We start from the raw sequence: 233 nt of genomic DNA on the forward strand, positions 1-233 counted from the left end.
GTCGCGTGTCAGCGGCTCGCGCGAGTGCTGCACCAGTGACTTGAGCAAGGAGAACTCGAAGGTAGTAAGAATGTGCACTTCCTCGCCCTTCTTCAGCTCTCGGGTAGCCAGCGACAGCTCGTATTCGCCGAAGGTGACGCTCTCGTCCACGGTACCCGGCGCCCCTGGCACCACCGGCGCCTGGCGACGCAGCACAGCCTGGATACGCGCCAGCAGCTCGCGCGGGTTGAAGG

1 pseudogene is annotated in these 233 nt (G+C 64.8%); it reads right to left on the reverse strand.

Going from position 1 to position 233, the window contains the following annotated elements:
• Window positions 1-233, reverse strand: a pseudogene (locus tag VC352_RS25080) (two-component system response regulator OmpR); the annotation flags it as partial.

The organism is Pseudomonas sp. C11, assembly GCF_034683865.1.
Lineage (GTDB): Bacteria > Pseudomonadota > Gammaproteobacteria > Pseudomonadales > Pseudomonadaceae > Aquipseudomonas.